Genomic DNA, 21182 nt, shown 5'->3' on the forward strand with positions numbered 1-21182 from the left:
TACGGTGTCCTGCCTGATCCGCTCCGCGTACGGGTCCTGCCTGATCCGCTCCGATTCGCGTACGGGGTTCTGTCCGGTCCGCGTACGGGGTCCCGTCCGATCCGAGTGCGGGGCCCTGCGCGCGGCCGGGGTTCCTACTCGCCGCCCTGCTGGGCCTGCTGCTGGGACTGCTGCTCCGCGATGGACTTGCGGACCTCGTCCATGTCCAGCTTCCGGGCCTGCCCGATGACGTCGTCCAGGGCGGCCTGGGGCAGCGCCCCGGGCTGGGCGAAGATCGCGACCTGGTCGCGGACGATCATCAGGGTCGGGATCGACTGGATGTCGAAAGCGGCGGCCAGCTCCGGCTGCGCCTCGGTGTCGACCTTGGCGAACACCAGGTCCGGGTTGGCCTCCGCCGCCTTCTCGTAGATGGGGGCGAACTGCCGGCACGGCCCGCACCAGGACGCCCAGAAGTCGATCAGGACGAACTCGTTGTCCGTGACCGTCTGGTCGAAGTTCTCCTTGGTGAGCTCCACGGTGCTGCTGCTCATACGTGTTTCCTTCTTCCTGGCGTCCGGGTCATGCCGGTTTCCACAACGTCACCCACGGGGGGCGTATTCCGCGCCCTACCCGTGTGGCCACGGCGCACACCAGGAACCAGACTGGCCCCATGACGGAAACGGAATCCATCGCGTACGACGTCGTGGTGCTCGGTGCCGGGCCCGTGGGGGAGAACGTCGCCGACCGCGCCCGCGCGGCCGGCCTCTCCACCGCGGTCGTGGAGAGCGAACTGGTCGGCGGCGAGTGCTCGTACTGGGCCTGTATGCCCAGCAAGGCCCTGCTGCGCCCGGTCATCGCCCGCGCCGACGCCCGCCGCGTGCCCGGTCTCAGGCAGGCCGTGCAGGGCCCCCTCGACGCCTCCGCGGTCCTCGCCCACCGTGACTACTACACCTCCCACTGGAAGGACGACGGCCAGGTCGCCTGGCTGGACGGCATCGGAGCCGACCTGTACCGCGGGCACGGGCGGCTCGCGGGGCCCCGCACGGTGACGGTCGAGGGCTCGGACGGCGAGCGGCGCGAGCTGACCGCCCGGCACGCCGTCGCCGTCTGCACCGGCACCCGTGCCCTCCTGCCGGATCTGCCGGGACTCGCCCAGGTCAAGCCCTGGACCAGCCGCGAGGCCACCAGTGCGCACGCCGTGCCCGGCCGGCTGATCGTGGTGGGCGGCGGTGTGGTCGCCACCGAGATGGCGACGGCCTGGCAGGCGCTCGGCTCCCAGGTCACCATCCTCGTACGCGGCAAGGGGCTGTTGCCCCGCATGGAGCCCTTCGCCGGGGAGCTGGTCGCCGAGGCCCTGACGGAGGCGGGCGTGGACGTGCGCACCGGCACCTCGGTGACCGCGGTGAGCCGCGAGGGCTCGACCGTGGTGGCCCTGACGAACACCGGCGACCGCATCGAGGCCGACGAGATCCTCTTCGCCACCGGCCGGGTGCCCCACACCGACGACATCGGCCTCGACACCATCGGCCTGGAGCCGGGTTCGTGGCTGGACGTCGACGACAGCCTCCAGGTGATCGGCAGCGAGTGGCTGTACGCGGTCGGTGACGTCAACCACCGCGCCCTCCTCACCCACCAGGGCAAGTACCAGGCCCGGATCGCGGGCGCCGCCATCGCCGCCCGCGCGGCGGGAGTGCCCCTCCTGGAGTCGGACCCCTGGGGCGCGCACGCCGCGACCGCCGACCACGCGGCCGTCCCGCAGGTCGTCTTCACCGACCCGGAGGCCGCGGCCGTGGGCCTCTCCCTCGCCGAGGCGGAACAGGCCGGCCACCGTGTCCGGGCCGTGGACGTGGACATGGCCTCGGCGGCGGGCGCCGGCCTGTACGCCGACGGCTATCGCGGCAAGGCCCGCATGGTCGTCGACATCAACCGCGAGATCATTCTCGGCCTCACGCTCGTCGGCCCCGGCGTGGGCGAACTGATCCACTCGGCCACCATCGCGGTCGCCGGGGAGGTCCCGATCGGCCGCCTGTGGCACGCCGTCCCGTCCTACCCGACGGTGAGCGAGGTGTGGCTGCGGCTGCTGGAGGCCTACCGGGACGCGTAGCCGGGACGCCTACCCGGGACTGCGACCGGGTGCCGCCGGGAGCGGCGGCACCCGGTCAGCAGTCCCGGGCAGGCCATGGGTGCGAGGTGGAGCCGGATATCCGGCAGCGCCGGATGCGTGGCCCGCGCCGGGCCCCACGCAGCGCTGGGCGCCACGCGGCGCCGGGTATCAGTCGCGTGGGGTATCAACCGCGTGGCGCCTCGGGCCACGCCAGGCGGCAGTCGGCCGCGCCAGGAGTCACTCAGGCACGGCGGAACGTCTCTCCGGCAAGGCATGCCAGCCCGGCAAGGCAGAACGTCAGTCGGCAGGGCGGAACGTCAGTGGGGCTGGGTGGAACGTCAGCCCCGGGGCAGGGTGGAACGTCAGCCGGGCAGGGTGAAGCCGAGGACCGTGGCCGCCCGCTCCGGCGTCGGCTGGTTCCAGCGCTCCGCCATCGCCTGGTTCGAGGACAGTGAGCGCGGCTCGGCACGGTCGAGGTAGAGCGTGCCGTCCAGATGGTCCGTCTCGTGCTGGACGATGCGCGCGGGCCAGCCGGTGAACACCTCGTCGAGGGCGCGGCCGTGCTCGTCCAGCGCCGTGAGCCGCACCTCGGCGTGCCGGGCCACCACGGCCTGCCAGCCCGGAACGCTCAGACACCCCTCGAAGAACGCGGCCCGACCCGCGCCGACCCCCTCGTACGACGGATTGACCAGCACGCGGAACGGCTGCGGCACCCGGCCGCGCGCGAGGCGCACGTCCTCGGACACTGGCGCCGGATCCTCGATGACCGCGATCCGCAGTGGTACGCCGACCTGCGGCGCCGCGAGGCCGACGCCGGGCGCCGCGTGCATCGTGGCGCGCAGGGCCGCGACAAAGCGGGTCAGCAGCCCCGGGTCCAGCTGGCCGTCGAAGAGGTCGGCCGGCCGGCGCAGCACCGGGTCACCGGCGGCGACGATCGGCAACGGGCCTTCGTGGGAGAGGAGTTCCTCGACCCGGTCGCTCAGGGGGCGGGAGGCGCTGGGGTCTCGTTCGGATGCCATCGCGCCAGAATGCCAAGCGGGACCGCGCCGGGCGAGGCGGCGCGGCGCCAGGCGGGTCCCACGTCCTCCGCGTCTTTTCGCGTGTGACGCACCCCACGCGCCCGCCCGGGAACTGGGCACCCCCACGCCCCGACTACTGGACCGCCACCGGCGAAGGGATCCCAACTCCCCGGCCAACGGCCCGCTTTCGTCCCCTGCCCGACCGGAGAACCCCGCCGATGTCCACCGCTCCCCCGACCACGACGGACGAGTCCCCGCAGTCCGTCGCCCCGGCTCCGCCCCGAAGAGTCTGGTCCCCGCTGCGCCCCCTGATCCTGCGCCTGCACTTCTACGCCGGGCTGCTCGTCGCGCCCTTCCTCCTGATAGCCGCCACGACCGGTCTGCTGTACGCGGCCTCGTTCCAGGCCGAGAAGATCGTGTACGCGCACGAGCTGACCGTCCCGGTCGGCGACCACAAGCTGCCGCTGTCCCAGCAGGTGGCAGCCGCCCGCAAGGCCCACCCCGAAGGCACGGTCTCGGCCGTACGCCCCTCACCCGAGGCGGACGCCACCACCCGCGTACTGCTCTCCGGCGTTCCGGGCGTGGGCGCCGACCACACCCTCGCAGTCTTCGTCGACCCGTACACCGCGAAGGTGCGCGGAGCCCTGGAACAGTACGGCTCCGGCGGCGCGCTCCCGCTGCGCACCTGGATCGACGAGTTCCACCGGAACCTGCACCTCGGCGAGAACGGCCGCCTGTACAGCGAACTCGCCGCGAGCTGGCTGTGGGTGATCGCGGGCGGTGGCCTGGTGCTGTGGTTCGGCCGTCGCCGTGCCCAGCGCACGGTGCGCGGCACCAGTGGGCGCCGCCGCACCCTGGGACTCCACGGCACGGTCGGCGTCTGGGCGGCCGCGGGGTTCATCTTCCTCTCGGCGACCGGTCTGACCTGGTCGACGTACGCCGGGGCGAACATCGACGAACTGCGCACCTCGCTCGGCCAGGCGACCCCCTCGGTTTCGGCGTCGACGGGCGGCGCCGAGCACGCGGGCCACAGCGGCGCGGGGACCGGTGAGGCCACGGCACAGGACCTCGACACGATCCTCTCGGCGGCCCGTGCCAAGGGCCTCGGCGACCCCGTCGAGATCGTCGCGCCCGCCGATGCCCACTCCGCGTACGTGGTGAAGCAGATCCAGCGCAGCTGGCCGGAGAAGCAGGACTCGGTGGCGGTGGACCCCGCCCCCGGCAAGGTGACCGACGAACTCCGCTTCGCCGACTACCCGTTGCTCGCCAAGCTGACCCGCTGGGGCATCGACGCCCACACCGGTGTCCTCTTCGGCCTCGTCAACCAGATCGCCCTGATGGCCCTCGCGCTCTCGCTGATCCTGCTCATCGTGTGGGGCTACCGCATGTGGTGGCAGCGCGGCCGCGACTCCGCGTTCGGGCGGCCCATCCCGCGTGGCGCCTGGCAGCAGGTCCCGCCGCAGATCCTCGTCCCCGCCATGGCGGCCGTCGCCGTCCTCGGCTACTTCGTCCCGCTGCTCGGCATCCCGCTCGCGGTATTCATCGCCGTGGACGTGCTCCTCGGCGAGTTCGGTCACCGGAAGGAGAAGCGCACTCAGCGTGCCCGTGGCGGCCAGGCGGCGTGATCAGACACGCGACCGCCGGAGGGAGCCGGACATGGCGCACCGCGCCGACAGCCCTGCTCGCGCCCGCGCCCGCGCCGACAGCCCTGCTTGCGCCCGCGCCGACAGCCCGGCGCCGGGTGTCCCTGTTCACCGCGGTGGGACTGTCCGCCTGGCGCGCCGCGGTGGGCACGCTCGTGTCCGCGTTGTCCTCGGCGAACTCTGCCGTGACCATGTTCCTGATCGTCCGCGCGACTACACCCGTGCAGCCGGCGGGTGGTCACGGTGCGCCTGACGGGGGCATGGGAAGGGGCCGGTCACCTCGGTGACCGGCCCCTTCCCTGGGCCCTGGCGCTCAACGGTGTGATCACACCTGTTCGAAGTCGCCGGAGAGCGCGGAGGCGATCCGCAGGTGCGACTCCGCCTCCTCGTGCCGCCCCTGGCGCTGCAGTGTGCGCCCCAGCATCAGCCGGGCGTAGTGCTCGACCGGGTCGCGCTCCACGAGCACCCGCAACTCGGCCTCGGCGCGCCGCAGTTGGGCGGAGTGGTAGTAGGAGCGCGCCAGCAGCAGCCGGGGTCCGGTCTGCTCCGGCACCTCCTCGACCAGCCCGCCCAGGATCCGCGCCGCCGCGGCGTAGTCCCTGGCGTCGAAGAACATCCGCGCCCGCTCCCAGCGCTCCGCGGCCGTCCCGTGGTCGTAGTACGTCATGTCCACTGCTGACCTCCTTCGACGTGCCACAACCACACGGGATGGTTGAATATTCCACAACCGCCACGGTGTCGCTACGCGGCGGCCGGCTACGCGTCGGCCGGCTAGGAGCCGGCCAGTTCCGCGTTGGCCAGCACCGCGTTGGCCCGCTCGGTGACCAGGGTCAGCACGCGCCCCGCGGTCGCCAGATCCTCGGCCGGAATACCCGCGTACAACCGGGCCGCGATCTCGTTGCCGGCGTCGCGGATCGACTCGAACAACTCCCGGGAGTCGTCCGTGAGCGCAACCTGCTCGGGCGTCGGCTCCACCAGCAACTTCAGAGCCGTCATCTCGTCGACGGTCTCCCGGGCCACCGCCTCCTCGATCTTCAGCGCCCCGGTCAGACGGCCCACGAGCCGGTCGCGCTCGACGGTGCCGCCGTTGTCGTGGACGGCCCTGAGGGCCACCGACTGGTGGAACGTCGTTCCGGTGCGGGCCAGCACGCTCTCCAGGGCGGCGCGGCTCGCGTAGTGGGCCAGGCCTATGACCTGGCCGTTGACAGGGGGAGTGGTGGTCATGACTGCTCCTTCGAGGAATGTTCGTCCTGGGAATCGACCTGTTCGTGCGGTGCCTTGTTGTCCGGCGTCCTGTTGTGCGGCTTGTGCGGCGCCTGGTCGGGCGGCGTCCGGTTGCGCGCTGTCGGCTCGGACGGTGGGTCGAGGGGTACGGCCAGCAGGGTGGCCAGTTCACCGCTGAACGCCTGCGTGCGCTCGCCGTGGAGCCCGCCGAGAGGTTCGAGGAGTTGCTCCAGGAGGCCCTGGACCACCCGGGTCGCCCGGCGCGCGGTCTCGCGCCCTTCCTCCGTGAGCGACAGCCGGATCGCCCGGGGGTCCGCCGGATCGCGTGTGCGGTCGACGATTCCCGCCGTCTCCAGGGCGCGGGCCAGCTTCGACACATAGAGCGCTTCGAGTCCGGTGTGATCGGCGAGTTGGCGCTGACTGGGCTGCCGCCCGTCTCCGCGCATGCCGTACAGCGAGGCCACCAGCGCGTACTGCGCGTGGGTCAGGCCCAGCGGGGCGACCGCGCGGTCGACGGCCACGCGCCATTTCATCGACAGACGCCAGACAAGGAAGCCTGGCGTCGTGTGCTCAGGTACCGGACTCATGCAAAAAACCGTACATGGCTACTATATCCATGGCTACTGTTCTTCCCACGGGTCCGACCAATGGCGTACGCACGTGCGACCGAGGTCCTAGGTCCCGCGCCGGTTCTGAGCCAAGTGCCCCGTGATGGGCGGGTCGATGGCCTGACGGACGGTCCCCGGCGGGGTTAGGTTGTGCGCCATGAGCAATCTTGATCGGGAGGCGGTTCCCGCCCTCTGCGGTGGCCGCGGCTTCGTGGTGGCCGAGCCGGTCCGCGAACTCCTCAGCCCCCGCCGGGTCAAGCTCGGCGAGTCCACCGAAGTCCGCCGTCTGCTGCCCAACCTGGGCCGTCGCATGGTCGGCGCGTGGTGCTTCGTCGATCACTACGGGCCCGACGACATCGCCGACGAGCCCGGTATGCAGGTCCCGCCGCACCCGCACATGGGCCTGCAGACCGTCAGCTGGCTGCACGAGGGCGAGGTGCTGCACCGCGACTCCACGGGCAGCCTGCAGACGATCCGCCCGCGCGAACTGGGCCTCATGACCTCCGGCCGGGCCATCAGCCACTCCGAGGAGAGCCCCAAGTCGCACGCCCGCTTCCTGCACGGAGCGCAGCTCTGGGTCGCTCTCCCGGACGGCCACCGTCACACCGACCCGCACTTCGAACACCACGCCGAACTGCCCCTCGTCACGGCCCCCGGCCTGACGGGCACGCTCATCCTGGGCAGCGTCGACGGCACGACATCGCCCGGTACGACGTACACGCCGATCGTCGGCGCCGACCTCGCCCTGGCGAACGGCACCGACGTACGCCTGCCTCTGGAGCCCGACTTCGAGTACGCGGTCCTGGCCATGTCCGGGGAGGCCCACGTCGACGGCGTACCCGTGCTCCCCGGCTCGATGCTCTACCTCGGCTGCGGCCGCCGCGAACTCCCGCTGCGCGCCGAGTCGGACGCCGCCCTCATGCTCCTGGGTGGCGAGCCGTTCGAGGAGGAGCTGATCATGTGGTGGAACTTCATCGGGCGTTCCCAGGAGGACATCGCCCAGGCCCGCTCGGACTGGATGACGGGCTCCCGATTCGGTGAGGTCGTGGGCTACGACGGGGCTCCCCTGGCTGCTCCTGAACTCCCGCCTGTACCGCTGAAACCGCGCGGAAGGATGCGCTGACCTGGGGTTCCAGCTCCCGGACGCGCGGCCTGCCTCGGGCCGGGTGGGGTTCTTGCCCAGGCGGACCGGGCGGCCGTAGCGGCGTCCCCATTTCTCGTCGACCAGGTCGTCCAGCAGGTGCCCGGCGGCGCCGGCGACCTCCTCGAGCGGCCTCGGTGACCAGTTCCAGCCGGGGCAGGTCGCGCACCGCGGCCAGGACGTGGGTGGAGTCGGTGCGCTGCGTGGTGCGCTCGCGCACCAGACCGGCCTCCTTGAGACGGGTCAGCGCGAGGTCGAGGAGGCGGTCAGCACGGTCGCCTCGGCGAGACGGTCACGGAAGTCGGCCAGCACGCTGTGGTGGAGGCCGGGGTCGCCCAGCTCCGTGGCCATGGCGTACTTGCAGTCGATGCGGCAGCGCACCGCCTCGGCGGCCTGCCGGTCCGACAGGCCGAGCAGGAACTGCAGCACACAGACGGTGGCCAGCTGGGCGGGCGAGAGGCCCGGACGCCCGTCGCGTGGGTACCAGTCGGTGAAGTCCTCGTCGCACCACAGCCCGTCGAGCCGGTCGCGCACCCATATCGCCGTCGTGCCGTCCGGTTTGCTCGCCCGCGCGATCCGCGCGGTCAGAGGCGGGACTTGCTCACCGGAACGGGGGCGGAGGGACAACGGGAACCTCGACAGCCGCATCGGTCATCGGAACGACCCGAGCATGCCCGTTGATCATGCGGCCGCACCGCGAAACTCCAAGATCCCCGACAGAGTCAAGCTGAGATCTCAGCCGCCGCTCTTGCGACGGAACGACCGCTGGCTAGCAGCCGGGCCGTGCGCGCCGCGGACCTTCGACGCGTCGGTGTTCCCAGCGAGGGCGGCGGCGTCCGCCTGCATGCCGCGCTTGCGCGCCAGCGCCTCCCGAAACTTGCGCTTCAGTTCGTGCTGGCCGTCCTCGTCGGGCGAGAGGGCAGGGCTCTCGGCGTCAACCGGCTCCGAACCTTCGTGCGATGGAGACTCTGCAGTCATGGTGACCTCCTGGGTTCGGGCAGTGGAAAGAACAGTTTGTCATGCCTGGCATCGCTCGAGGCGCCCGCATCCCGCATCGCCAGTCTGCGCTTCCTCCCAGTGCGGACCGGTAAGAGGCGTCGGGCGATCTCGGCGAGGGTCCGGTCCCAGGCAGCGGCCAGCCGCTCAGAGGGAAGAAGCCGCCTGGGCGGGGACCTGGCGGCGCACGACACGCAGGGAGCGGGTGAAGGACAGCCGGTCGGGGTCGGTCCTGGCCCGGTGTGCGGCCGGGTGCATGACCTGGCGCACGGCGTGGTGGACGAGGAGGGAGCCGTAGACCTCCTGCTCGACGCCGTCGGGGTATCTGGAGCGCCGGACCACGTCCGGGCCGCGCTGGTGGACCTTGATCTCGTCCAGCACCCCTTCAGCCTCCCACCGCTCGCAAGGCCGCCAGCTCGGCCGCCGGTGCCTGCTCCGGATCCAGGATCGTGGTGATCAGCCGGATCGGACCGGCTTCCTCGTGGCCGGCGACGGTGTACTCCACCACGCGCACCAGCTGCCCGTATGCGCAGCGCGATGCCTCGGCGACCGCCCGGCCCGTCGCGGTCCAGCGCGCGGCAGTGTGGGCGATGAGCGGCGCGGGCCGGGAGCACCTGTCGCGGGGTCAGTAGGTGGCCAGCGAGATGGCGATGTAGTGCGCGGTGAAGGCTGCCACGGTCAGCGCGTGGAACATCTCGTGGAAGCCGAACCAGCGGGGTGAGGGGTCGGGACGCTTGAGGGCGTAGACGACCGCACCCGCGCTGTAGAGGAGACCGCCGGCCACGATCAGGGTGAGTACGGCCGCTCCGCCGGTGTGCAGGAAGTCGGGCAGGTAACGCACCGGCGCCCACCCCAGTGCCAGGTAACACGGGGTGTACAGCCAGCGCGGCGCTCCGACCCACAGGACCCGGAACGCGATGCCGGCCGCTGCGCCCGCCCATACGATCCACAGCAGCACGGACCGCTGGTCCGGCGGGAGGAGGAGCACGGCCAGCGGGGTGCAGGTGCCGGCGATGATGAGGAAGATGTTGGCGTGGTCGAGACGTCGCAGGAGAGCCTCGCCGAGCGGCCCCCAGGTGCCGCGGTGGTAGACGGCGCTCGTCGCGAACAGCAGCCAGGCGGTGACCGAGTACACGGCGCAGGCCCAGGCCGCCTGCGGGGTGCGAGTCAGGCAGATGAGCACGATGCCCGCGATCAGTGCGGCGGGGACCATTGCGGCATGGAGCCAGCCACGCAGCCTCGGCTTGATCGGTTCGGCCAGGTCGGCCGCCCGCTCCACCAGAGCGGCAACCGGGTGAGCGTTCTCCCCTGCATCGTCACCGCGTGTTCCGACGGCCGGCCCGACTTCACGACGTTCTCCACCCCCCGAGGCGGCGTGGATGTGTTCGGCTTCAGCGGCGTCGCGGGACACAGCTTCTCGTCCTCCCTCGGACTCCTGGGCACCACCGGTGATCATGAGGTCATGCTAGAAGACGACACCCCGACGGCATTCTAGGAGTCCCGTCACGAGCCCCTCGCCCACGTCGCCGGCGTGGTGCTCCGCAACCGTTTCAACTCCGACCTCGTTGATCCTGGCGTCAATTGGGCCCGCCGAAGCCGAGTAGATCGGCTGGTCATGGGAACGATCAGGACTTCCGAACGGGCATTGGGCCCGCCTACGCACAAGGATCGCCGATGCTTCCTGAGGTCCGCCCCCACGTATCCGCTCCCCTCACACACCAGGTGGAACACCAGTTGGGTCTGGCCCCGCATCTCGAAGCGGGCCATCTCGATGTGGAGCGCGTCGCAGGCATCGCAGTCGTCGCAGCCGCCCACTCCGACGGCTATGCGGCCACCGGCCATCTCCTCGGGCTGCTGGCCGCGCTGCCTGCCCCCACCATGGCAGGAGAACGCTTCTGGTCGGAGCTGTGGAGGACTTCGGGCACCGCATACCTGCTACCCGCCAACATCAAGGCTCTGGTGCTGCGTTCCCTGACAGGAGAAGGAACCGCCCTGGCACGGCAGATCCTCTCGGCCGTCGATCAGATGACTCCGCCCCAGCGCGTCGCAGCCGGGGAGGTGATCGGTCAAGCCCTCGCCGAGTCCGACCACTTTCCCGACCTCAAGACACAGGTCATCGGAGAACTGTGGCTCCGAGATCTCGAACTCACTGCCTGGCGCGTCCTGCACGCAGCCCACAGGTCGGACGATCGAGCTGGACGGAAAGCCTTCCTCGATGCCTGGACGAGCGTCTGAACGTCTGCTCGACCAAATTGCACGACGGCTGCACGCGGCATGCGGCGCCCGAGCCGGCACCTGGGCACGCAGCCCCGGCCACGTATCCCTACCATCCGGCTCGTTGCACCCGGGCCACGAGCAACACCCTGGCCGCCGACGAACTGCGCACCAGCCACCTGGACCGTAGCGTCGTGGCCCGGCCCATCGGCAACGCGTACGGTGAGGCGACCGAGCCCGGGACGACGCTTGAAGCGACCGAGGTCAGGAAGTCTGCGGCCGAGGTTGCGCCGGCTCCGGATCCACCTCAGTGCCTGAACGGAAAAGCCCCCGGTTCAGGGCGTGCGGCAGCGTTCTTTGACGCCCGGGAGCTGAGAGGTTCAGGCGACGGGGGCGAGGGTGACGTCGTGGCCGAGGGCCTTGAGTTGGCGGACGAGGTCACGGGTTCGACGTTCGGGGTCGAGGAGTCGCTGGTAATAGTCGGAGCCGAGGTCGATGTACGGGGTTGCGGTGCGGCGCGGGGTGGCCGGCGTTGACCAGTTCCATCTCACCGGTGGCGATGTTCAGGTGCATCAGCTGCGCCGTGACGAAGTGGTCGGGCCCGAACTGCCGGGAGATGGCGTCGTCCATGAACGCGTACTTCTCGGCCGGGCTGACGAACACGCGCCGGACATGCCGGTAGACGCCGATGGCGACGGTCGCCATCACGGCGGCATCCAGGCAATGGCCCATCGCATCGATCACGGCCATGTGCAGGAGGTTGTCGTCGAGGGCGTAGTCGAAACTGTCGCCGGCGAGGCGGTAAGCGGGCTCCAGGATGCCGGCCACCGCGACCTGCGGCACGGTCATCGTCAGCGGCGGCAGCAGGCTCCACTGGATCTCCGCGGACACGCTTATCGGCTCCCGGCGCCGGGCCAGGGAGAACAGGTCGGTGTAGGCGTTCTTGGTGACCACCACGTCGGCGACCAGGCCGGCGAGCCTGCGCGGCAGACGCCGGTCGTCGTCGCCGACGGCGTCCAGCGTCAGAGCCATCACCCCCACCTGGTCGCTGCCGTCCAGCAGCGGCAGATTCATCCGCGCGCCGCCGTAGGCCTGCGGCACCTCGACGACGTCCGCGCTCAGGAAGGCCCGGTCGGCCGGTGAGTTGTGGTGGCCGCGAGAACCGAAGTTGCCCGGAACGCTTGCGTTCCGGGCAGCAGGCGTGGGCGGCAGCCGAAGCTCGCGGGGGAGTTGCAGGTCTTTTGCTGTCTCAGGTCGCGGCCGTTGGGTTCGCTGATTCGGCGGCGCGGCGGTATTCGGCGTTGATGCGCTGGGCTTCTTCGAGCTGGTCTTCGAGGATGATGATGCGGCAGGCGGCCTCGATGGGGGTGCCGTGGTCGACGAGTTCCCGGGCGCGGGCGGCGATGCGCAGCTGGTAGCGGGAGTAGCGGCGGTGTCCGCCCTCGGAGCGGAGCGGGGTGATGAGGCGGGCTTCGCCGATGGCGCGCAGGAAGCCGTGGGTGGTGCCGAGCATCTCGGCGGCCCGGCCCATGGTGTAGGCGGGGTAATCGTCGTCGTCGATCCGGCCATACGAGTCGTCTGCTGTCACTTGCACCTCTCTTGGAACGCCTGGAGGGGCCCTGGTGCCGTATGGCACCAGGGCCCCGAAGGAACTGCTACACCATCTGCCGGCCCTGATACTGCGCCGGCCTTCTATGTCCGCAGACCCGGCCGAGATGCTGTCGGGGCTGCTGGGATCGCGGTTGCTTGACCGGAGACCACCTCACTATCGATGTCCTGCGGTACCCGGGTTCAAGACTTCCGCCCGGGCGATCCTGATGGCGCTCGGCTCCTCCGTTCTTCCCTCTGGGATCAATCACTTACTAAACGGGGACTGCGTACTGCTGGTACTGCGCTACTGCGTACTGCGTACTGCGTACTGCGTACTGCGTACTGCGTACTGCGTACTGCGTACTGCGTACTGCGTACTGCGTACTGCGTACTGCTGGTACTGCTCTACTGCGTACTGCTGGTGATGCGAACTGCTCAGTGGCCTCGTACAGCGCCACTCTTCGGCAGCCAGCCCCGTCGCCCGTCCTGCGTCTGCTCTGGCTTGGAACCCCACTGCCGAACCTCCCGGTGCGCGCGCCCGCAGCCGACGCCTTCACCGAGGTACCGCTCACTGACCTCACTGCTGGGTACTGCGAACTGCACTTACGGGTACTGCCACTGCGGTACTGCTCACGGTGGCCCCTGATCACTGCGGGCCACCCGGTCCGGTCGTCAGCCCCGTCGCCGTCCCGCAACAAACCTGGCTTCGAAACTCCACCACCGCACCGTCCTGCAACTGCAACTACGTACTGCTGGCTGGCAGTTCGTCTCTGCCAGGCCCTGTTGTCGCTCTGGGCTACGAGAGAAACCATAACCAGACCACCACCCAATGTCTACTCCGGCCAACATAGATTTCCGCGGGGCCAGTGAGGAGGTAATCGAGCTCGAACAACACGGCCGCTCCCCGGGCGCCGCCGAGGCGCAGCACAGGGTGTCAGTTGAGCTCTCGAGGCGGGCGGGCCACTATGCCGCTGCTGTCGCCGAGTGCCTCCCAAGCGGATCTGCCGGTGACGGGGGTTCAGAGTTGCGGTCCCTGGAGGGACACGGACGGTGAGTACCTCGATGTCGAGGCCGGTATCTCGTTCACGCAGGCATTCCAGGATCAGCACGGCGGGGGCGGCTGCGGGCTCCACTGGGCGGCCATGTCCGGCTGGTGTCTCTACACCGCAGACAAGGAGGACCGGTACCTGTCCGGTGTCCGGTGGGCCGGGGCCGGCCTGCTTCCCGAGCCCCGGCTCGTCGCGGCCTTCGTCGACTTTCGTCTCGATCCGGCCGGGTCCGGCAGCAGCGAACAGCCGTACTACCGTCAGGAGGGCCAGGACTTCCCCATGTTGCGAGGAATTGTCAAGACTTGTGGATGAGGAGTGGTTGCCTGCTGACAGGCGAAGGGACTTGAGTCTCCAGTAGGGGGAGACACAAAGGTGGGGGCATGGACGGCGACACGCTCTACTCGATCGGCGAACTCGCTCGACGGACCGGTCTCACGGTCAAGACCATTCGGTTCTACTCCGATCGCGGAATCGTGGCGCCGACGGACCGCAGCCCGGCCGGCTACCGCCTCTACGGCATCGACGCCGTCGCACGCCTGGACCTCGTGCGGACCCTGCGCGAGCTGGGACTGGACCTTCCCACGATCCGCAAGGTCGTGGACCGCGAGCTCTCGCTTCCCGAGGTCGCTGCGGCGCACGCCGAAGCACTGGCAGCGCAGATCCGCGTCCTGCGCCTGCGGCGCGCGGTGCTGATGACGGTGGCCGAGCGCGGGTCCACACCTGAGGAGACGGAACTCATGCACCGGCTGGCCCAGCTTTCCGAGGACGAACGCCGACGTCTGATCGGCGATTTCCTCGACGCCGTCTTCGGCGGTTTTGGCGCCGCCCCCGCATTCGCGGGGGTCATGCGCTCGATGACCCCCGAGTTGCCCGACAACTCGGAGGCAGAGCAGGTCCAGGCGTGGGTGGAGTTGGCCGAAATGTCCCTGGACCCGGGTTTCCGCGCCGTCATGCGGCGGATGGCCGAGGACCAGGCAGCCGAGCAAACCCGAAGCGACATGATGGTCCCGCGACGCGACATTGCCGCAGTCGTCCGTGACCAGGTCGGCCCGGCCCTGGCCGCCGGCATTGACCCGGCCTCGCCCCAGGCCGATCCGATCGTCGCGGCGTTCACGGCGCACTGCGCGCACCTCCTCGGTCGCCCCGACGACGTTGAGCTTCGCCGCCGGCTGGCGACTCGGCTGGAGAGCGTGAGTGACCCCCGCAGGGAGCGGTACCTCCGGCTGCTCGCAGTGGTCAACGGCTGGCCGGCCCCGGAGAGTCTGGCTCCAGTGTTCGATTGGTCCGTCCAGGCTCTGCGCGTCCGGACACAGCAATGACGGGGTGGTCGCAAGGCGGCATGGGGCGGACGCGGCTGGCGTCGGGTGAAAACGCCACCGCATATGATCGGTTGATGAGTGCCCCGGTCGTACTTCAGGTGGCCGCGTCGCCGGTCTCTCCCGCTCTCGTTCTTCGCCCCTGGCGCATGGAGGACGTTGCCGCATTGGTCGAGGTGAGCCAGGATCCCGCACTGCGCCAGTGGACGAGCTCTGTCGTGGATAACGATGCCGACGGGGCACGCTGGGTGCAGGCTCAGCAGCAGGGCTGGGCAACGGGGGACCGGTTCGGCTTCGCCGTCCTTGGGGCACAACCCGGTTCAGTTCGCGAACAGTTGGTAGGCAACGTGGTCCTCAAGGAAGTCGCCTCCGGCAAACCGGCGGCCGAAGTGGGCTACTGGACCGCGGCGCAGGCTCGCGGGCGGGGAGTGGCCTCCCGTGCTCTGGAGGCCCTCACCAGCTGGGCCTTCGACACCTTCGAACCCGACGGGCTGGAGCGTCTCGAACTCCTGCACCAGGTGGACAACCTGGCATCGTGCCGGGTTGCACAGAAGAGCCGCTACGACTTCGACACCATCCTGCCCGCGGCACCGCCCTCCTTCCCCCGCGATGGCCACCTGCACATACGGCGCCCGAGTGCCTGAGATCCTCCCGGCTTCTGCGGATCGGCTGAGGCTGCTCACGCCGAGAGGGTCTCGGAGCGTTCGACGAGGTGGCCGCGTTCGAAGCGGGCCCCGGCACGGACCAGAGCAACGAGGTGGGGAGCGTTCACAGCCCGCCAGCGGGCCTGGGCTGACTCGACCAGCTTGAAGACCATCGCCAGCCCGGCGGCCCGGCTGCCGGCACCCTTCGTGACCTTGGTCCGCAGCCGCACGGTGGCGACGTCGACTCGATGGGATTCGTGGTCCGCAGATGGATCCAGTGCTCGGCGGGGAAGTCGTAGAACGCCAGCAGCTCGTCCTCATCGTCCACGATCTTCTTGACCGCCTTCGGGTACTTCGCGTTGTACTGCTTGGCGAATATGGCGACGGCTTTGCGGGCCTGCTCCTTGTTCTCGGCGTTGTAGATGTCCTGGATGGCGCGCTTGGCCGCGGGCTGGGCCGATTTCGGCAGGGAATCGAGAACATTTGCGGTTTTGTGAACCCAGCATCTTTGTTCGCGGGTGTCGGGGTACACCTCGGCCAGGGCCTTCCAGAAGCCGAGCGCGCCGTCCCCGACGGCCGGCCCCGGGGCGCGCATGCCCCGGCGGGCGCAGTCGCGTAGCAGGCCCGCCCACGCCTCCGTCGACTCGCGATAACCGTCGGCCAGCGCGATCAGCTCCTTGGTGCCGTCCGCCCGCACGCCCATCACCACCAGCACGGCAGCCTTGGCCTCTTCCAGGCGTATGCGCAGGTGAATGCCGTCGGCCCACACGTACACGTAGTCCGTGGCCGACAGATCGCGCTCCATGAAGGCAGCGTGGTCGGCCTGCCACTGGGCCGTCAGCCGCGTGACCGTGGCCGGCGACAGCCCGGCCGAACTGCCGAGGAACTGCTCCAGCGCGGGCACGAAGTCCCCGGACGACAACCCATGCAGGTAGAGCAGCGGCAGCACCTCTCCGATCTTCGGGGACTTCCGGGCCCAAGGCGGCAGGATCGCCGAGGAGAACCGCCTGCGTTCGCCCGTATCGAGGTCGGTGCGCTTGTCGTTCACCCGCGGGGCCTTCACCTCCACGGTCCCGGCCGCGGTGGTGACCTTCCTCGGCTGGTGATAGCCGTTGCGCACTACCAGCCGGCGCCCGTTCTCGTCCCGCTGGTCGGCCAACTCGGCGATGTATGCGTTGACCTCGGCTTCCAGCGCGGCGGCCAGCATCCTGCGGGCGCCCTCCCGGACGATCTCGTCCAGCAGCGACGACCCATCTCGCGTGGCGCCGTCTTCGTTGACTACGGTGAGCATGAAGGTGCCTTCCCGACCGATGCCGCGAACGTCGGTCTTGCTTGGTGACCTATCGATCAATCGCCCGGGAAGGTACGTCCTACCGGGGCCGATCCACAGGATCTGAGCATTGCTCCCATGTTGCTGGACAGCCTGGCGCCCTACCTTCCCCCCAGCCGTGCCTGTTCGAGGAACCCCAGATCCGTTTCGCCGACCCGCACAGACGCGTCTACGAAAACCGCGTGCGCCGGGCACTGGTCTCTGGCGCCTCCGACCGCCTGACCCACCTGTACCTCCGCCAGGGTGAGCTCACAGCCCTCCTGCACCTGCTCGAGTACGCCGAAAGCGGCAACCCCAGCGCCCTCAACAGGCTGCTGGCGGCCGACCTCGGCGCCCGCGCAGGCCGGCCCCTGCGCTCGGCGAAATACCCCGGGGCGGGAGTGCATCCCAGGCCACCCAACGACCAGACAGCCAAGCGATTTCCGTCCGGGCCGGCGGTGTGCCTACCTCGCCGAGGGAGGACAGTGGCCGAGGTCGTCGCAGCGCACCAGAAACGGTGTCCAAGAGGGCGGAAGAATCGTTTTGAGGAATGTGACGGACGATCATTGGGCGAACTCCAGCCACGGAGTACAGGCCGGCAGCGGTAAACGCAGAGCCGATGCCCGTCTTCCGGAACAAACGCGCCGAAGGCCTCCCCACCCAGCACCCGCCCGTGGCCAGATCCCCGGAGAAGCCCCGGACCAGGGCACACCCCTGTACACACAGCTCGCCGAGGAATGGGCCGCCCGCGGCGCCACCGTCCCCGGCCGTCCCGACCCGCTGTGGCGACGTCTGGCCTCTCCCGAACACCTCAGGCACGAGACAGAAAGCACCTTGCGCCAGCTCCACCTGGCAGGGGACCCCAACCCCACTGATCCCACAGCCCAGTCAGCTGGGTGGGAGACACCCCGCCGAGCCGGTCGATGAACTCCTGCCGGAACGTCACGGGCACAAGTCCTCACACGGCCACCACTGGCGAGGCGTCGCACGCTGCCGTGTCGCCAGCCCCCATCAGCGCGCGACGCCGGTCTCGACTACGGATCAGGGCCGCGCAGCAGCTGCGCGGCCCTGATTGGTGCATCTCGGATCCCGCCGACCCGCCGGACAAGCCGAGGCGCCCGTTGCTCGGGACAAACGGTACGGGCTGCATGGGCCAGCCGTACGCGCCGAGCGCCGTGTCCGCGAGCGGGGGAAAGTCAGGCCGGGTTGATGTTCTCGGCCTGTGGGCCCTTCTGGCCCTGGGTGACGTCGAACGTCACGATCTGGCCCTCCTGGAGCTCACGGAAGCCCGAGGAGTTGATCGCGGAGTAGTGCGCGAAGACATCCGGGCCGCCGCCGTCCTGGGCGATGAAACCGAAGCCCTTCTCCGCGTTGAACCACTTCACAGTTCCCGTAGCCATGTCTTATGCCTTCCAGCCGATGAACGCCTTCCACTCCGTGTGGGAGGCGGAGGTGATCGCCCTGGTCCCTGCGGCACAGCACAGCAAAACGCCCACGCCGAAGGCGTGGGCAAAGGGGAACTTCCGAACCACGACAGCTGACGCAGACGCTACACGCCCGCACACCGCATCACCACAGGAAACGATCACGCGTCACGCCCCCGACACGCGCGGATGCTGGGCCCGGGACACCCGCGAGTACGCCCACCTCAAGCCGCCGCCCGTGGACGTTCTTCGGGGAGAAGGCTGGGGGTGGTGCCGGGCATCTCGGCAGCCCGGCCCCTCGTGTAGGCGGGGTGATCGTCATCGATATCGAGAACGGCCGCAGGAGTCGTCTGCTGTCATTGCACCTCTCTGGGGGATGCATGAGGGGCCCTGGTGCCGTATGGCACCAGGGCCCCGAAGGAACTGCTACACCATCTGCCGGCCCTGATGCTGCACGGGCCTACTTGTTCCGCACACCCACCCGGGAGAAGGCGGGGGAATGCGGGGATCGCGGATGCGTGACCGGAGACCACCTCACTATCGATGTCCTGCGGTACCCGGGCTCAACACCGCCCGGGCGATCCTGATGGCGCCTGGCTCCTCCGTTCTTCCCTCTGGGATCACTACTTACTAAACGGGGGACTGCGTACTACTGGTACTGCTCTCCTGCGTACTACTGGCAATGCGAATCGCGTGGTGACCTGTGACAGCGCCACTCTTCGGCAGTCAGCCCCGTCGCCCGTCCTGCGTCTGCTCTGGCTTGGAACCCCACTGCCGAACTTCCCGGTGCGCGCGCCCGCAGCCGACGCCTTCACCGAGGTACTGCTCACTGACTTCACTGCTGGTCTTGCGAACTGCACTTACGGGTACTGCCACTGCATCAACTGCGGTCCCGCTCACGGTGGCCCCTGATCACTGCGGGCCACCCGGTCCGGCCGTCAGTCCCGTCGCCGATCTCCAACAACTCTGGCTTCGGAACTCCACCACCGCACCGCCCTGCACACTGCAACACCTGTACTGCTGCCTGGCAGTTCGTGTCTGCCAGGCCCTGCTGCCTCTCTGGGCTACGAGAGAAACCATAACCAGGAGGAAGGTCAATGTCTACTTCGGCCACCATAGATTTTCGCGAGTTCGACAGAGAGGTAATCGGCCTCGAACGGCGACGGGAGGGGCGACAAGCCGACACAGGAGCGTCTGCGCCCCCCGTCCGCTCCACGACATCCGTCGCCGACACACGCGAGAGCAGCCGGGGTTCCTCCAAAGTCTCGTACCAGCGATCACAGCCGAGGACGCCGACACCGTGGTCCTGGTTGGTGGTCTCGGAGCTCGTCACCAACGCCCTGCGCCACTGCGGCGGCACCTGCATCCTGGACCTGACCGCGCACCCGGACAGCATCGAAGTGGCCGTGCATGACCGCAGTCCGCAGGCGCCGCGCATGTGCACCCCCGACCTGAACGGCGGCACGGGAGGCTTCGGCCGGCCCATGGTCAACCACCTAGCCCACGCCACCGCGGTGACCCGCCGGACGGCCGGCGGCAGAACCGTAAGCGCCCTCCTCACCCGTTAACACGAAGGCGCCGGCGCCGACCGGGGGCCTTCCCAAGGTCAATCCCACGATGACCGATTTCTGAGTCCTCGAAGTTCGGGTCGATGAGCGGGGTCATGCCGGATCACGGCCGTGGTGGTGCCGGCCGATGACCTGCGCGGCGACGCTGCCGGCCGGCGGTCTGAAGCCTGACGGGCTCCGCTGGCTGTTTCCGTGGAGGCCAGCCACCGCGGCGCGGAATCTGGGATGCTAGGCGAGCCAGGTTTCCGGTATTCAGGGCCTGGTGTACGGGTGTTGGCCTTGGTGCCGTCGGGGAAGGGGAGACTGATCACCGTGGACATCCCGGCGCGGTGGACTTTCTTCGCCAACCATGTGCGGGTGCTGTCGACGATCGCCCGGGACCCAGCCGTGCGACTGCGGGACATCGCCGCAACGTGAACGCGCCGCTCAGTCAATCGTTGGCGACCTCGGACAGGCCGGTTACTGCATCTGCGCCGGAAACGGATGGGGCGGCGCAACCGATACACGCTCGTCAGCGACCGGCCCTTGCGCACCCGGCCGAGTCCCACCTGCCCGTTCGGGCACTCCTGGCGTTGCTCACCAGCCGCGAAGAGGACCGCGCGAGCCTCGCAGAGCAGTTGAGCCGAAGCGGATCTTGCTCCGCCAGCTCGTCGTCACACATCGATCCCGCAGACGACCTCGCCGACGTTGTCTACACAGCGGTCGAGTCACGTATCCCGAGTTCTTTGAGCCATCCAACGGCGACGAGCTCACAGCCGTACCCAGAACCCTTGGGGTCCGCCGACCCTACGGATGACCAGCTCAGACCCACGCTTGGAAGGTAGGACAAGCTCAATATAATCTGCCCCATGTCGAAGCCTGACGAGCTGCTCGTTGACGTCGCCGCCCTGGTGGAATCAGGGCAGAGCAACCAGATGTCCCTGACCGTGGTCACCGGTGGTGCTGTCATCACCGGTCGGCTGGCTCCCGAAGCCGCGTGGAGGCAGAGGGTGTCGGATGTGCTGACGGATTCCGCCCGCTTGGGAGAATTCTCCGCCGTCTTCGACACCCCCGCGAAGAAGAACGGGCCGCCCACGCATCTGCACTTCCATGTCGCCCGGATCCTGCAGGGCACGGTGGGGATCCCGGAGACGGGCGGGATGTACCGCGTTGCGATCGACGACGTCAGCGCCTGGACCATGGGCGACTTCAGCTATTCCGACCACTGAGCAGCCACTGCGGCGGGAATCCGTCGCATGCAGGGTGGGCCCGGCCGGCGCGCGCCGGGGGGGCCCCCCCGGGGGGTGATGTGTGGGCGAGTTTGCAGTTACCGTGGTCTAAAAAGCGTGGGGGGGGCGCACCAACCCGGAAGGCG

Annotated in this window: 21 protein-coding genes and 3 pseudogenes; 10 read left to right on the forward strand and 14 right to left on the reverse strand. The window is 69.4% G+C overall.

Translation table 11 applies throughout. The annotated features are described in order from the left end of the window. Window positions 1–134: 134 nt before the first annotated feature. Entirely contained in the window at window positions 135–530 is a 396-nt protein-coding gene (gene trxA, locus ACFVXA_RS20095) for a thioredoxin (protein ID WP_390025863.1), read from the reverse strand. 119 nt (window positions 531–649) lie between these two features. Here trxA and ACFVXA_RS20100 point away from each other — a divergent pair, with 119 nt between their 5' ends. Further along, a complete protein-coding gene (locus ACFVXA_RS20100; protein WP_362022989.1) occupies window positions 650–2083 on the forward strand; it encodes an NAD(P)/FAD-dependent oxidoreductase in 1434 nt (477 codons plus the stop codon). Between the two features lie 362 nt (window positions 2084–2445). Here the strand turns inward: ACFVXA_RS20100 and ACFVXA_RS20105 are convergent, their stop codons facing one another. After that, window positions 2446–3102 carry a peptide deformylase gene (locus tag ACFVXA_RS20105; RefSeq protein ID WP_390025865.1) on the reverse strand — a complete coding sequence of 219 codons (657 nt, stop codon included), beginning with the start codon at window positions 3100–3102 and terminating at the stop codon, window positions 2446–2448. A gap of 218 nt (window positions 3103–3320) precedes the next feature. Between ACFVXA_RS20105 and ACFVXA_RS20110 the strand changes: the two genes are divergently transcribed. Then, complete coding sequence (locus tag ACFVXA_RS20110; RefSeq protein WP_390025867.1) at window positions 3321–4727, forward strand: PepSY-associated TM helix domain-containing protein; 1407 nt, start codon at window positions 3321–3323, stop codon at window positions 4725–4727. A 343-nt stretch (window positions 4728–5070) separates the two neighbouring features. On the opposite strand, the gene ACFVXA_RS20115 is transcribed toward ACFVXA_RS20110, so the two are convergent. From ACFVXA_RS20115 to ACFVXA_RS20125, 3 genes are all read right to left on the reverse strand, one after another. After that, window positions 5071–5418: a tetratricopeptide repeat protein gene (locus ACFVXA_RS20115; protein WP_362022983.1), complete on the reverse strand. Its 348-nt coding sequence runs from the start codon at window positions 5416–5418 to the stop codon at window positions 5071–5073. Between the two features lie 98 nt (window positions 5419–5516). After that, window positions 5517–5969 carry a MarR family transcriptional regulator gene (locus ACFVXA_RS20120; RefSeq protein ID WP_383748262.1) on the reverse strand — a complete coding sequence of 151 codons (453 nt, stop codon included), beginning with the start codon at window positions 5967–5969 and terminating at the stop codon, window positions 5517–5519. Continuing rightward, window positions 5966–6556 (reverse strand): MarR family winged helix-turn-helix transcriptional regulator, encoded by a 591-nt coding sequence (locus ACFVXA_RS20125; protein WP_383748260.1) that lies wholly within the window; start codon window positions 6554–6556, stop codon window positions 5966–5968. The genes ACFVXA_RS20120 and ACFVXA_RS20125 overlap by 4 nt, the downstream gene beginning before the upstream one ends. A 178-nt stretch (window positions 6557–6734) precedes the next feature. On the opposite strand from ACFVXA_RS20125, the gene ACFVXA_RS20130 reads away from it, so the two are divergent. Further along, on the forward strand, window positions 6735–7700 hold the full coding sequence (locus ACFVXA_RS20130; protein ID WP_362022977.1) for a pirin family protein: 966 nt from the start codon (window positions 6735–6737) through the stop codon (window positions 7698–7700). 261 nt (window positions 7701–7961) lie between these two features. On the opposite strand, the gene ACFVXA_RS20135 is transcribed toward ACFVXA_RS20130, so the two are convergent. The 5 genes from ACFVXA_RS20135 to ACFVXA_RS20155 all read right to left on the reverse strand — a co-directional run bounded on the left by ACFVXA_RS20135 (window position 7962) and on the right by ACFVXA_RS20155 (window position 9996). Continuing rightward, window positions 7962–8345, reverse strand: coding sequence for a transposase (locus ACFVXA_RS20135; RefSeq protein WP_390025869.1), 384 nt, complete (start codon window positions 8343–8345; stop codon window positions 7962–7964). 108 nt (window positions 8346–8453) lie between these two features. Then, window positions 8454–8696 carry a DUF5302 domain-containing protein gene (locus ACFVXA_RS20140; protein ID WP_362022974.1) on the reverse strand — a complete coding sequence of 81 codons (243 nt, stop codon included), beginning with the start codon at window positions 8694–8696 and terminating at the stop codon, window positions 8454–8456. A 165-nt stretch (window positions 8697–8861) separates the two neighbouring features. Continuing rightward, entirely contained in the window at window positions 8862–9095 is a 234-nt protein-coding gene (locus ACFVXA_RS20145) for a hypothetical protein (protein ID WP_384018502.1), read from the reverse strand. A 4-nt stretch (window positions 9096–9099) separates the two neighbouring features. Beyond that, window positions 9100–9228 carry a hypothetical protein gene (locus ACFVXA_RS20150; RefSeq protein ID WP_384018499.1) on the reverse strand — a complete coding sequence of 43 codons (129 nt, stop codon included), beginning with the start codon at window positions 9226–9228 and terminating at the stop codon, window positions 9100–9102. Window positions 9229–9339: 111 nt separating this feature from the next. Next, window positions 9340–9996: a hemolysin III family protein gene (locus ACFVXA_RS20155; protein ID WP_383904355.1), complete on the reverse strand. Its 657-nt coding sequence runs from the start codon at window positions 9994–9996 to the stop codon at window positions 9340–9342. Here ACFVXA_RS20155 and ACFVXA_RS20160 point away from each other — a divergent pair. Together ACFVXA_RS20160 and ACFVXA_RS20165 are read left to right on the forward strand one after the other, a co-directional pair. After that, the gene (locus tag ACFVXA_RS20160; protein WP_384404129.1) at window positions 9934–10209 is read left to right on the forward strand and encodes a hypothetical protein; all 276 of its coding nucleotides are present in this window, start codon (window positions 9934–9936) and stop codon (window positions 10207–10209) included. The genes ACFVXA_RS20155 and ACFVXA_RS20160 overlap by 63 nt on opposite strands. Before the next feature lie 179 nt (window positions 10210–10388). Next, window positions 10389–10949, forward strand: coding sequence for a hypothetical protein (locus tag ACFVXA_RS20165; RefSeq protein WP_362022965.1), 561 nt, complete (start codon window positions 10389–10391; stop codon window positions 10947–10949). Window positions 10950–11441: 492 nt separating this feature from the next. Here ACFVXA_RS20165 and ACFVXA_RS20170 read toward each other — a convergent pair. Together ACFVXA_RS20170 and ACFVXA_RS20175 are read right to left on the reverse strand one after the other, a co-directional pair. After that, a pseudogene (locus tag ACFVXA_RS20170) lies at window positions 11442–12074 on the reverse strand (PP2C family protein-serine/threonine phosphatase); the annotation flags it as partial. 103 nt (window positions 12075–12177) lie between these two features. Then, complete coding sequence (locus tag ACFVXA_RS20175) at window positions 12178–12516, reverse strand: MerR family transcriptional regulator (protein WP_383748257.1); 339 nt, start codon at window positions 12514–12516, stop codon at window positions 12178–12180. 967 nt (window positions 12517–13483) lie between these two features. Between ACFVXA_RS20175 and ACFVXA_RS20180 the strand changes: the two genes are divergently transcribed. The 3 genes from ACFVXA_RS20180 (at window position 13484) to ACFVXA_RS20190 (ending at window position 15527) form a co-directional block, all read left to right on the forward strand. After that, window positions 13484–13879: a DUF6292 family protein gene (locus ACFVXA_RS20180; RefSeq protein WP_390025871.1), complete on the forward strand. Its 396-nt coding sequence runs from the start codon at window positions 13484–13486 to the stop codon at window positions 13877–13879. 68 nt (window positions 13880–13947) lie between these two features. Then, entirely contained in the window at window positions 13948–14886 is a 939-nt protein-coding gene (locus tag ACFVXA_RS20185; protein WP_390025873.1) for a MerR family transcriptional regulator, read from the forward strand. A gap of 74 nt (window positions 14887–14960) precedes the next feature. After that, window positions 14961–15527 (forward strand): GNAT family N-acetyltransferase, encoded by a 567-nt coding sequence (locus ACFVXA_RS20190; protein WP_362022954.1) that lies wholly within the window; start codon window positions 14961–14963, stop codon window positions 15525–15527. A gap of 35 nt (window positions 15528–15562) precedes the next feature. Here the strand turns inward: ACFVXA_RS20190 and ACFVXA_RS20195 are convergent. Continuing rightward, window positions 15563–16818 (reverse strand): annotated as a pseudogene (locus ACFVXA_RS20195) (IS256 family transposase). Between the two features lie 1214 nt (window positions 16819–18032). Continuing rightward, window positions 18033–18236, reverse strand: a complete 204-nt coding sequence (locus ACFVXA_RS20200) for a cold-shock protein (protein WP_008734837.1) — start codon at window positions 18234–18236, stop codon at window positions 18033–18035. Window positions 18237–19357: 1121 nt separating this feature from the next. Here ACFVXA_RS20200 and ACFVXA_RS20205 point away from each other — a divergent pair. Beyond that, window positions 19358–19828, forward strand: a pseudogene (locus ACFVXA_RS20205) (ATP-binding protein). An 848-nt stretch (window positions 19829–20676) separates the two neighbouring features. After that, window positions 20677–21036, forward strand: coding sequence for a hypothetical protein (locus ACFVXA_RS20210; RefSeq protein WP_362022947.1), 360 nt, complete (start codon window positions 20677–20679; stop codon window positions 21034–21036). Window positions 21037–21182: the final 146 nt, after the last annotated feature.

The organism is Streptomyces sp. NPDC058246, assembly GCF_042881985.1.
Classification (GTDB): domain Bacteria; phylum Actinomycetota; class Actinomycetes; order Streptomycetales; family Streptomycetaceae; genus Streptomyces.

Bases quoted from the DNA above. Each gene is read 5' to 3' on its own strand.
- ACFVXA_RS20200 (WP_008734837.1), bottom strand. From the start codon at position 18,236: ATGGCTACGGGAACTGTGAAGTGGTTCAACGCGGAGAAGGGCTTCGGT.
- ACFVXA_RS20165 (WP_362022965.1), top strand. From the start codon at position 10,389: ATGCTTCCTGAGGTCCGCCCCCACGTATCCGCTCCCCTCACACACCAG.
- ACFVXA_RS20190 (WP_362022954.1), top strand. From the start codon at position 14,961: ATGAGTGCCCCGGTCGTACTTCAGGTGGCCGCGTCGCCGGTCTCTCCC.
- ACFVXA_RS20120 (WP_383748262.1), bottom strand. From the start codon at position 5,969: ATGACCACCACTCCCCCTGTCAACGGCCAGGTCATAGGCCTGGCCCAC.
- ACFVXA_RS20160 (WP_384404129.1), top strand. From the start codon at position 9,934: ATGGAGCCAGCCACGCAGCCTCGGCTTGATCGGTTCGGCCAGGTCGGC.
- ACFVXA_RS20110 (WP_390025867.1), top strand. From the start codon at position 3,321: ATGTCCACCGCTCCCCCGACCACGACGGACGAGTCCCCGCAGTCCGTC.
- ACFVXA_RS20185 (WP_390025873.1), top strand. From the start codon at position 13,948: ATGGACGGCGACACGCTCTACTCGATCGGCGAACTCGCTCGACGGACC.
- ACFVXA_RS20130 (WP_362022977.1), top strand. From the start codon at position 6,735: ATGAGCAATCTTGATCGGGAGGCGGTTCCCGCCCTCTGCGGTGGCCGC.
- ACFVXA_RS20140 (WP_362022974.1), bottom strand. From the start codon at position 8,696: ATGACTGCAGAGTCTCCATCGCACGAAGGTTCGGAGCCGGTTGACGCC.
- ACFVXA_RS20210 (WP_362022947.1), top strand. From the start codon at position 20,677: ATGTCGAAGCCTGACGAGCTGCTCGTTGACGTCGCCGCCCTGGTGGAA.
- trxA (WP_390025863.1), bottom strand. From the start codon at position 530: ATGAGCAGCAGCACCGTGGAGCTCACCAAGGAGAACTTCGACCAGACG.
- ACFVXA_RS20105 (WP_390025865.1), bottom strand. From the start codon at position 3,102: ATGGCATCCGAACGAGACCCCAGCGCCTCCCGCCCCCTGAGCGACCGG.
- ACFVXA_RS20180 (WP_390025871.1), top strand. From the start codon at position 13,484: ATGCCGCTGCTGTCGCCGAGTGCCTCCCAAGCGGATCTGCCGGTGACG.
- ACFVXA_RS20100 (WP_362022989.1), top strand. From the start codon at position 650: ATGACGGAAACGGAATCCATCGCGTACGACGTCGTGGTGCTCGGTGCC.
- ACFVXA_RS20125 (WP_383748260.1), bottom strand. From the start codon at position 6,556: ATGAGTCCGGTACCTGAGCACACGACGCCAGGCTTCCTTGTCTGGCGT.